Below are 10,460 nucleotides of genomic sequence, written 5' to 3' on the forward strand. Positions count from 1 at the left end.
CAAAATTTTGAGAAAGGAAACATCGTGTTAGATCCAATTTATATTCGCCATTTGCAGCAAAACGCTTGGTTTAGTCAGCTTACAGAACCTTTCAAGCAGTTCATTTTGGATCATGGTAAGAAACTTATAATTGAAAAAAATGCCGCTGTGTTTAATGCTCAAGATCAATTTGATGGTGTGTATGGTGTTCTCGATGGCTCAATTAGTTTGGGTTATATAGACGTTAACGGTAATGAAGCAATTGCTGCTATCGCTGAACCAATCATGTGGTTTGGCGAGATTTCTCTCATAGACAAACAACCACGCTCTCATGATGCGATAGCACTTAAAAAAAGTGTTGTTCTGCAAATTCCCGGAGAGCCTCTAAAAGAGTTCTTATTAAAAAATCCGTATTATTGGTACTACTTCGCCTTACTAACCAGTCAAAAACTTCGCTATGTCTTTTTAGAGCAAATTTCAATTCAAACTCAAACGATCAGTCAGCGTCTTGCTCAACGCTTGTTATTTATATTAGAAGGTTACGGTAACCGCTCATCGATTCAAGATCTAAATATTCAAATCTCACAAGATCAACTTGCCAATATGCTCACCGTATCGAGACAAACGGTGAATCAAGAACTTAACCAATTCGAAAAACAAGGCGTGATTCAATTGGGCTTCAAAAAAATACAGGTGATTGATTTAAATAAATTAAAATTATTATCTACAAAAGGTACTTTAATTGATTAAAACCTGTGTAATGTAAGTATTGTTTAAAAACAATTACACAGGTTATAGATTCACAGTTCAATGCCAACAAGCGATCGACACAGATTTAAAAAATCTATTTAAATGGCGACTCTAAATGAATCCCCATCTTTCCAACACGCTTTTCCCAAAGCTGTCTTGCCAATTTTTGCATATCCTCGACTTTGTCACCTTCATCAAGAATTTCAATCCCTAAAAGCGTTTCAACAACATCCTCTAAGGTCACCACACCTTTGGTATCTCCATATTCGCCAACGACCAAAGCAATATGCTGTCGTTGTTCCAATAAGATTTCCATTAATCTAGATAAAGGGGTCTTTGCCATGACTGTGATCAATTCACGACGAAATTCATTAATAGAATGTTCGCCCTGTTCTTTGTTCTTTGCCACTAACAAATCTTCACGTAACACAAAACCCACTACGCTATCTAGATCATCTTCATAGATTGGTAAGCGTGAAAAATTTGAGACAGTTGGTATCGCAAGTGCTTCATCCACCGTTAGATCTTTTTGTAAGGCTGAAACAACAATTCTCGGTGTCATTACCGTACTGGCATCAAATGATTTGAATAAAAAGAGGTTTCTAATGATTTTAGACTCTCGATCATTCAACATCCCTTCTTCTTTACCAATACCCGCCATCGCTACGAACTCATCACGACTGAATTGTTGCGCTTTTTTATCGCCAGAAATGAGTTTGGTTAACTTTTCTGAAACAACAATTAATGGGTACATAGTTTTAATAAGGAAATTGACATAAATACCTGTAAAGGAAACCAATTGGCGCCAATATACAGCACCAAGTGTTTTAGGAATGATTTCTGAAAGGAACAGAATCAATAAGGTCATGACTGCGGAGAAAACACCGAACCACACTTGACCAAATACTGAGATCGCCTTAGCACCAGCACCTATCGCACCGACAGTATGAGCTATGGTATTTACGGTTAGAATCGCAGCCAAGGATTGATCTATATTATCTTCTTTTAAACGTCTTAACTGTTCAGCTTTTTTAGGATTGGTTTCCTTTAAGCCCGCAATATAACTTGGCGTAATACTGAGTAATGTTGCTTCAGCAATCGAACATAAAAAAGAAAAAAATAATGCTAAAACAACATATAGCAATAAGAGTAATGCGTCACCACTAAGGGCTGAAGCAAAAGAAAATTGTCCAAAAGTTTCTGAAATTAAACTGGGAGTATCCATATGAGAACTTGGCTTTTAACCACAGGTTCCTTATACAATTTAGGAAATTTATCCTACGTTCTCCATGGCTATGAGTCAATCATTTCAACAAAATTTCAGAACTATTTCTTTACAATTTATAACCTTAGGAATAGTAAACTATTTGGGCGAGGTATTCCCTAGTGCTGGATTATCAATCGCACCTTTACACTGGTTTTTGTCTCTTTCATAGTCTGCTTGCTTTTGAGTTGCGCTGTTGGCATTGGCGAGCACATCTCTAGCCCAACTATCTAGACTAGTAAGCGCTTTTCGGCACAACGCGTATTTTCCTTCAGTAACCGAATCGGTCATTTTGACATTGATTCGCCAATCAGTACTCAATTGGCGCAGCGGCTTTCTTACTTCTTCTTCTATTTCATCGATTTTCTTGTCATAAACAAGTGAATCAATCTCATTGATTAATTGCCAAGCTGCATTTGCATATGCAGTTGCATCATTTGTCAGTTTCGGCGCAGGTTTGATCTCAACCTTTTTTTCAGGTTCATTATTCCCATTACCACATGCAATAAGTAATAAGGGGGTACATAACACCATTGCGCTGATACAGCTTTTTTTCTTTAACATCTGAAAACAGTCACCAAAACTTTTGCGACTAATGCTAGTCAATTTAGAAATAATTCTCAATCTTTGTTACTGATTTATCAATCATACCAGCGAACCAATGACTAGACTGATGTAGTATGTTGACTTATTCTCTGAAATTAGCTCCTCCCAATCATCATCTTTTAACAACAATTTCTTTTGTTACTCTCAATATGTGAAAAAGAATAAAGAAGGTATAAAGCATCATTTCAAATCTTACATAAACTGTTATAACTTATGGAGTAAATTACTTATGTCACAAATAAAAATTTATGCATTAAATCAAACGATCTCGCAATTTAGACCGAGATTGTCTGAAGCCATTCATCAAGCATTAGTGACAAGTTTAGCTTATCCAATTGAAAAGAAGTTTCAGCGCTTTATTCCTATGGAACCAGAAAACTTTGTTTATCCAGATGATCGCAGCGATCATTACGTCATTATTGAAATTTCCATGTTTGAAGGCCGATCAATCGAGGCAAAACAAAAACTCATTCAAACCATATTTTCAAATATCCAAAACTTGTGTGATATATCACCACAAGATATTGAAATTACTATTTTTGAAACACCGAAAAATCATTGGGGGATTCGTGGAAAAAATGCTGATGAATTAGAACTGAATTATCATGTCAATGTCTAAGCAGATTGCGGGTATTTAGATCATTCTTTTTTGTCTAACAAAAACCATGTTTTTTGTCTAACACAAGCTTAATTCCATAAAAAGTTCTGCTATGCTTAAACACAAATTACTCAGGATAGGATTATTCGCATGAGCGTCACTCTAGGAACTCCACTTCAATCTTCTGCATTTAAGGTTTTACTGTTAGGTTCTGGAGAGCTAGGTAAAGAAGTTGTTATTTCTCTACAGCGCTTAGGTGTCGAAGTCCATGCTGCAGATCGTTATGATCATGCACCTGCAATGCAAGTAGCGCATTACGCTTATACGCTCAATATGGCTGATCCTGCTGAATTAAAAAAACTCATCGAAACAATTCAACCTAATTTAATTGTTCCTGAAATCGAAGCGATTGCAACTGAAGTGCTCGTTGAGATTGAACAAAATGAAATAGCAACTGTAATTCCTTCTGCAAAAGCCGTTAACTTGACCATGAACCGAGAAGGTATTCGTCGTTTAGCAGCAGAGGAACTTGGTTTACCAACTTCCGCTTATCGTTTTGCCAACACCCTTGAAAGCTTCCGCGCTGCCTGTGATGATATTGGCTATCCAAACTTTGTTAAACCTGTAATGTCTTCATCTGGTAAAGGTCAATCTCGCGTAAAAAGCTTCAATGAAGTTGATGCAGCATGGGAATATGCAATGCAAGGTGGACGTGTCAATCAAGGCACAGTTATTGTTGAATCGCAAATTGATTTCGATTTTGAGATTACCTTACTGACGGTACGCGCCAAAAATCCTGAAACAGGTGAAATCGAGACCCATTACTGTGATCCAATCGGTCACCGTCAAGATGCTGGTGACTATGTAGAAAGTTGGCAGCCTCAACCGATGACAGCAACTGCATTACAAGAGTCAAAACGCATTGCCAATAAAGTCACTACAGCATTGGGCGGCTGTGGTATTTTTGGTGTAGAGTTATTCATCAAAGGTGATCAAGTCTGGTTTAGTGAGGTATCTCCTCGTCCACATGATACTGGTCTTGTAACTTTAGCTTCTCAATTTCAAAGTGAATTTGAGTTACATGCGCGTGCAATCTTAGGTTTACCTGTGAATACAGCACGTCATAGTACTGCGGCGAGCGCAGTGATTTATGCAGGTGTGGATGCAAACAACTTAAGCTTCTCTGGCGTAAATCTTGCTTTAGCAAACCCGAACACGGACTTGCGTCTCTTTGGTAAACCAGAAGGCTTTAAACGTCGTCGCATGGGTGTCGCGACTGCACGTGCTGAAACCACAGATTTGGCACGTGAGTTAGCACAACAAGCAGCTGACCAAGTGAGTGTAGAAACAAACGCTTAAATAATCCTAACCCCTCTTGCAATCAAGAGGGACTTTGATAGAAGACCCATTTTCATGATCAATACATCTCCATTGCTAAACTACGTGACCAGTCATCATGATATTCAAGCTATTAATCAATGGCGAACAGATGTAGAAAAGCAGTTACAAGAGAGCTATGAAAATGGTCAGTCGATTCGTGATGTCATCAAAGCAAGATCAAATTCTATCGATGAAGCACTTATATTCCTTTGGAATCATGCTGGATTAGATCAAACTGAATTGGGTTTATTTGCTATTGGTGGTTATGGTCGCCATGAGATGCTTCCGTATTCCGATACGGATATCATGATTTTATCTGAAGATGAAATAAGTGAAGATCAAGAGAAACTTATTTCCACATTTATTTCATCACTTTGGGATGTTGGCAACTTCAAACCGGGCATTAGTGTCCGCACCATTCAAAACTGTGTTGAACAAGCGAGTAATGACTTAACCGTTGCAACAACATTGATTGAGGCTCGCTTAATTACCGGCAATGAACAACTTGCAAAATGGCCTCGTCGAATTGTTGCGCAAACATGGACGGATCAAACGTTCTATGACGCAAAAATGCAAGAACAAGCAAAACGCTATGCTCAACATAACAATACAGAAAGTAATCTAGAACCTGATATTAAAAATGCACCCGGTGGTATTCGAGATATTAATCAAATTGGTTGGATTGCAAAACGTCATTTCCGTGTAAACCGTATTTATGATCTTGTACATCTTGGTTTTATTACTGAGTTCGAACTAGCTGTATTAGAAGAAGCGGAAAGCTTTTTGTGGGAAATTCGCACCCATTTACATCGCCTCGCCAAACGTGATGAAAACCGCTTATTGTTTGAATATCAGAGAGATATTGCTGCAAAATTTGGTTATGTGCGAGAAGAAGGTCAACCTGTAAACTTTGCAGTTGAACAATTTATGAAGCGTTATTATCGCACAGCGCAACAGGTCTCTACCCTGAATGAAATGCTACTGGCGTATTTTAATGAATCCGTGATTACCCCTCGTTTACCAGACTATGAACGTCACATTATCGATATTAATGAACGTTTTAAAATCGTAGATGGCAAATTAGCAGTACAACATCACAAAGTGTTCTCAGAAGAACCGAGTGCTATTTTAGAGTTATTCTATTTACTGGCAAACCGACCTGAAATTACTGGTATACGTGCACGTACTCTACGTTTGTTAGTACTTGCAGCAAAACGTATTGACCAACGTTTCCGTGACAATCCTGTACACCAAGCACTATTCATGTCTATTATTCGATCACCTCATCGTTTATATGAAACAATGGTTTCAATGAAACGTTATGGTGTATTGGGTAATTACATTCCAGCTTTTGGACAAATCACCGGATTAATGCAATACGATTTATTCCATATTTATACCGTCGATGCGCATACCTTATTGCTACTACGTAATCTAAGTCGCTTTAAAGAACCTGAATTTGCCAAAGAATTCCCTGTTGTAAGCTCCGTTTTCCAACGAATTGCACGCCATGACATTGTTTATCTAGCTGCAATTTTCCATGATATTGCAAAAGGACGTGGTGGTGATCATAGTGAACTCGGTGCACTCGATGCTATCGAATTCTGCCGCACCCATGGTTTTACTGAACGCGAGTGTAAACTGGTTGCATGGTTGATCAATAATCACCTTCTCATGTCACTCACGGCGCAGAAAAAAGATATTTCTGATCCAGATGAAGTCAAAGAGTTTGCTGAAAAAATCGGTGATATGGAACATTTAGATTATCTCTACACTTTGACCGTAGCAGATATCAATGCAACCAATCCAAAACTATGGAACACTTGGCGCGCATCGCTCATGCGTCAGCTTTATACTTATTCACGCGATGTGATTCGGTCGGGTTTAGGTCGTCCTGTTGATTACCAAATGCTGATTGAAGACACCAAATTTGCTGCCAGTGAATTATTGGTCAATGATTTCTCCCTCGCCGAAGTTGAAAAAGTTTGGCAAGAGCTTGGTGATGAATACTTTGTTAAAGAGTCAGCCAATGAAATCGCATGGCACACTCAAGCAATATTGCAACATGGTGATAATCCAGAACCTTTGGTTCTACTCCGTGCGCACCGTAACGCTGCTGATGATGCGGTTCAGATCTTTATTTATACACGCGATCAACCGAACTTATTTGCAACAACGGTAGCTGTTCTTGATCGTATGAATCTCGATGTCCAAGATGCTAGAATTATTACAGCATCTACTGCTTTTAGCTTAGATACTTATTTGGTGCTTGATCGCTTTGGGACGTTATTGACCGACCCAGAGCGTGAGCGCAAAGTTAAAGCTGCTTTAGTTGAGGCATTGAGTCACCCTGATCAATATCCGGGTATCATGCAACGTCGTATTCCTCGTCATTTACGTCATTTTGATATACAAAACACGGTTGATATTGTACTCAACCCTGCTTTACAACAGCATATGGTTGAAATCTCAACACTAGATCAACCGGGCCTATTGGCTCGTATTGGTGGATTATTCATGTTGCAAGGCTTAGATATTCATTCTGCCAAAATTGCAACGCTTGGTGAGCGCGCAGAAGATATTTTCTTTGTCACCAAGAAAAATGGTGTATTGCTCACCGATGAAGAAGTAAAGACTTTTGCTGAAACATTAAAAGCAGCATTGGATGAGGCTTCTAATCAAATTTGTAATCCATCTTAAAACACTTTGCGGAGTTATAGCTCCGCATCCCCTTTTCAAGAAGGGGGAACTTTTCATTCTTACTTTTGGTAACGTTTAAATGAACTCAAGCTTGTCTCTATTGCATCCTTATCCTTTTGAAAAGTTAAATCAACTTTTTAAAGATGTGCAACCTGCCAACTTACCATTGATTCCACTCTCAATTGGTGAGCCAAAACATCCAGCACCTGAGTTCGTTAAACAAGCCATTATTGATAATTTCGCACATTTATCTACATACCCAAATAGTAAAGGTTTACCTGAGTTGCGCCAAAGTATTGCACAATGGCTAACAAACCGTTTTAGATTGAACACTATCAGTGCAGAAGATCATATTCTGCCTGTCTCTGGAACACGTGAAGGTATTTTTTCGTTTGTGCAATCACTCATCAAACGTGAAGATCAACCTTATATCGTGATGCCAAATCCGTTCTATCAAATATACGAAGGCGCTGCACTACTTGCAGGTGCTAAGCCTTATTTCATCAATTGCACTGAAGAAAATGGCTATTTAGGCGATTTTGATGCCGTCCCAGCTGAAGTTTGGGAAAAAACAGCATTATTGTTTGTGTGTACACCGGGTAATCCAACGGGAACCGTACTGTCAAAAGACCAATTTAAAAAATTAATCACTTTGTCAGATCAATATAATTTTGTGATTGCATCTGATGAATGTTATTCGGAACTTTGGTTTGATCAAGCACCTGTTGGACTATTAGAAGTTTGCGCAGAAATGGGACGTGATGATTACAAGAATTGCATCGTATTCCACTCACTTTCTAAACGTTCCAACTTGCCGGGTATGCGTTCTGGTTTTGTGGCTGGAGATGCAGCTTTATTAAAACCTTATCTGCAATATCGCACCTATCATGGCGCTGCAATGCCAGTTCAGCATCAATTAGCATCCATTTCAGCTTGGAATGACGAAGCACACGTTGAAGAGAATCGTCAACAATACCGTGCTAAGTTTGATTTATTCCAATCTGAGCTTGGTCATCTGCTACCTTTACAAAAACCAGATGCAGGCTTCTATTATTGGTTAAAAGTAGATAATGATGAAACTTTTGCCAAAATGCTCATGGAAAAAGCCCACATTAAAGTTTTGCCCGGTCGTTATCTTTCTCGAGATACTGAACAAGGTAACCCAGGCGAAGGTCATGTTCGAATGGCGTTGGTTGCAGATTTGGCACAATGTGAAGAAGTGGTCAAACGACTAAAATCAATTCTTTAATTTAGATGACCAAAGGAATCTATAATCTATCTATAGATTCCTATTTTAATTTTCTCAAACTTGCCCGACCACTAAAATTAATGCAATCAGGACCATCAAGCCACCTGAAACACGACTCACAATTTTTACTGCTGCAGGCCGTGTTCTCAATAATTTTTTTGCTGCCACGCCTACTAACATATACACCACAGCACAACTCAGTAAATGAATCATCCCTAACATCATGATTTGTACTGTTGGAGAAAGTGCCATTTTGGGATGTATAAATGGTGGTAACAACGCAAAAAACAAAAGCAGTACTTTGGGATTTAAACCGCTAATCCCCACACCTTTAATCAACCATGCTTTAGCATTCATTAATGATTGATTTTGTCCATCAGTGTGTGAAATAGTTGCTGGCTGCAATAACAGATGAACTCCCATCCACAGTAAATATCCCGCACCTAACACTGTCATTGCCGTCAGAAGAATCGGAAAATGGTTTAAGAGTGAGCCTAGACCTGCAGCAACACATAAAATTGCAATCAAATGCCCTAAAATCAATCCTGTAACGGCAGTACTAACAAACTTTCCCTCAATACCTGCCAAAATCGCATACGCCCAATCCGCACCTGGTGTAAGCACAAATAGAATTGAAACACTCCAAAAAGCGAATATCACACTTAATTCCATAAGGCAGCCCTATTCCTCAATAACATGTCATTTTTCAGCTTTGATATTTATACCAATTGATAAATATTGCTTTGAGATAGTAGGCTTTTATGATTAAAATGTTATTCTAATTACTTCTATACATTTAAAATTAAAAGGTAGTTTCTTCTAAATGGATCGCATTGATAAGAAAATTATTGCTGAACTACAAGCAAATGGACGATTATCTATCACTGAATTGGCAGAAAGAGTTGGACTCAGCCTATCTCCATGTCATCGTCGTGTGAAAGCACTGGAAGAATCAGGAATTATCAAAGGCTATCATGCAGATTTGGAAGCATCCAAAATTGGTTTGAACTTTTCAGCAATTATTTTCGTCACTTTAAAAGATGGGGACAAAAAGGCATTATCTAGTTTCGAAGAAAAAGTCAGTGAAATTGCAAATGTAACGCAAGCTCAACGTCTATTTGGCAATCCAGATTACCTCCTACATGTAGTCACCAAAGACTTAGCAAGTTTCCAAAAATTATATGATGATAGCTTGTCAGCCCTACCTAACGTACAACGCCTCACCTCCACAATTGTCATGAAAAATGTGGTATTTAATCGTTTATTGCCACTATAGTTTTCAAATCAAAACTAACATTTTATTCTTTACTTACAGGTACTTACATTAAGCAAACAAATAAAAATTACACAATAAAGCTTCAATTTACTATAAAATTCAATGCTTAGTGTATACCTTATAATAAATTTCTATGATTCAAACACCATAAAATAAACGATCACAAAACAACCAATTGACATTTACAACAGAGTTCTCTTATTTTATAAATTAACTATTAATCTTTATATTTATGTTGATTATAAAACCGAATAAAAATATTTAATTACTTAAAACTTTTTTAAATTTTTAAGTAATTAATTCAAAAAATAAGGAAAAATTATGAAAATAATTCAGTTTTCTGAGTTAATAATTCTATCAGCAATATTAGCCACAGGATGTGCTGTTCAAAATGATAAAACCAAAGTTAGAGGAATGGGTTTAACCTACAATTCCGAAATCACTACTGATCAACATGGAAATTATATTTCTGCTGTTGAAGCTGCACCTTTAGCTGGTAGAAAAGGTGGCGCTGAAAGCTATGCAATGGAGAATGCTACTAAATATTGTAACAACAAGAATAAAACAGTAAAAATTATTAAAAATCAAACAAAGTCCCATTTATTAGTTAACGGAGTTGCCAAACTTACATTTACATGCATCTAAAATATATCAATTG

General features: G+C 37.7%; 10 protein-coding genes. 7 read left to right on the forward strand and 3 right to left on the reverse strand.

The genetic code is table 11. The features are described from left to right. Positions 1 to 24 precede the first annotated feature (24 nt). Entirely contained in the window at positions 25 to 729 is a 705-nt protein-coding gene (locus HMPREF0023_RS04310; RefSeq protein ID WP_017396798.1) for a Crp/Fnr family transcriptional regulator, read from the forward strand. Between the two features lie 94 nt (positions 730 to 823). Here the strand turns inward: HMPREF0023_RS04310 and HMPREF0023_RS04315 are convergent, their stop codons facing one another. Both HMPREF0023_RS04315 and HMPREF0023_RS04320 read right to left on the reverse strand, forming a co-directional pair. After that, on the reverse strand, positions 824 to 1,954 hold the full coding sequence (locus HMPREF0023_RS04315; protein WP_008941285.1) for a CNNM domain-containing protein: 1,131 nt from the start codon (positions 1,952 to 1,954) through the stop codon (positions 824 to 826). Positions 1,955 to 2,092: 138 nt separating this feature from the next. Then, entirely contained in the window at positions 2,093 to 2,557 is a 465-nt protein-coding gene (locus tag HMPREF0023_RS04320) for a hypothetical protein (protein WP_004639355.1), read from the reverse strand. 271 nt (positions 2,558 to 2,828) lie between these two features. Here HMPREF0023_RS04320 and HMPREF0023_RS04325 point away from each other — a divergent pair, with 271 nt between their 5' ends. The 4 genes from HMPREF0023_RS04325 (at position 2,829) to dapC (ending at position 8,526) form a co-directional block, all read left to right on the forward strand. After that, positions 2,829 to 3,218, forward strand: coding sequence for a tautomerase family protein (locus HMPREF0023_RS04325; RefSeq protein ID WP_017396096.1), 390 nt, complete (start codon positions 2,829 to 2,831; stop codon positions 3,216 to 3,218). 120 nt (positions 3,219 to 3,338) lie between these two features. Beyond that, entirely contained in the window at positions 3,339 to 4,556 is a 1,218-nt protein-coding gene (gene purT, locus HMPREF0023_RS04330) for a formate-dependent phosphoribosylglycinamide formyltransferase (protein WP_171055795.1), read from the forward strand. A gap of 54 nt (positions 4,557 to 4,610) precedes the next feature. Continuing rightward, positions 4,611 to 7,277 carry a [protein-PII] uridylyltransferase gene (gene glnD, locus HMPREF0023_RS04335; RefSeq protein WP_008941287.1) on the forward strand — a complete coding sequence of 889 codons (2,667 nt, stop codon included), beginning with the start codon at positions 4,611 to 4,613 and terminating at the stop codon, positions 7,275 to 7,277. A 79-nt stretch (positions 7,278 to 7,356) separates the two neighbouring features. Further along, positions 7,357 to 8,526: a succinyldiaminopimelate transaminase gene (dapC, locus tag HMPREF0023_RS04340; RefSeq protein ID WP_008941288.1), complete on the forward strand. Its 1,170-nt coding sequence runs from the start codon at positions 7,357 to 7,359 to the stop codon at positions 8,524 to 8,526. Positions 8,527 to 8,580: 54 nt separating this feature from the next. On the opposite strand, the gene HMPREF0023_RS04345 is transcribed toward dapC, so the two are convergent. Further along, entirely contained in the window at positions 8,581 to 9,198 is a 618-nt protein-coding gene (locus HMPREF0023_RS04345; protein WP_008941289.1) for a LysE family translocator, read from the reverse strand. Between the two features lie 151 nt (positions 9,199 to 9,349). On the opposite strand from HMPREF0023_RS04345, the gene HMPREF0023_RS04350 reads away from it, so the two are divergent. Further along, a complete protein-coding gene (locus tag HMPREF0023_RS04350; protein ID WP_004639361.1) occupies positions 9,350 to 9,802 on the forward strand; it encodes an Lrp/AsnC family transcriptional regulator in 453 nt (150 codons plus the stop codon). A 321-nt stretch (positions 9,803 to 10,123) separates the two neighbouring features. Next, entirely contained in the window at positions 10,124 to 10,447 is a 324-nt protein-coding gene (locus HMPREF0023_RS04355; protein ID WP_008941290.1) for a hypothetical protein, read from the forward strand. The last annotated feature ends 13 nt before the right edge of the window (positions 10,448 to 10,460 follow it).

This window comes from Acinetobacter sp. ATCC 27244 (assembly GCF_000156555.1).
Classification (GTDB): Bacteria; Pseudomonadota; Gammaproteobacteria; order Pseudomonadales; family Moraxellaceae; genus Acinetobacter; species Acinetobacter haemolyticus.

Excerpts from the sequence above, each read along its gene's own strand:
- HMPREF0023_RS04345 (WP_008941289.1), bottom strand. The coding sequence starts at position 9,198 with ATGGAATTAAGTGTGATATTCGCTTTTTGGAGTGTTTCAATTCTATTT.
- HMPREF0023_RS04315 (WP_008941285.1), bottom strand. The coding sequence starts at position 1,954 with ATGGATACTCCCAGTTTAATTTCAGAAACTTTTGGACAATTTTCTTTT.
- glnD (WP_008941287.1), top strand. The coding sequence starts at position 4,611 with ATGATCAATACATCTCCATTGCTAAACTACGTGACCAGTCATCATGAT.
- HMPREF0023_RS04320 (WP_004639355.1), bottom strand. The coding sequence starts at position 2,557 with ATGTTAAAGAAAAAAAGCTGTATCAGCGCAATGGTGTTATGTACCCCC.
- HMPREF0023_RS04325 (WP_017396096.1), top strand. The coding sequence starts at position 2,829 with ATGTCACAAATAAAAATTTATGCATTAAATCAAACGATCTCGCAATTT.
- HMPREF0023_RS04350 (WP_004639361.1), top strand. The coding sequence starts at position 9,350 with ATGGATCGCATTGATAAGAAAATTATTGCTGAACTACAAGCAAATGGA.
- dapC (WP_008941288.1), top strand. The coding sequence starts at position 7,357 with ATGAACTCAAGCTTGTCTCTATTGCATCCTTATCCTTTTGAAAAGTTA.
- HMPREF0023_RS04355 (WP_008941290.1), top strand. The coding sequence starts at position 10,124 with ATGAAAATAATTCAGTTTTCTGAGTTAATAATTCTATCAGCAATATTA.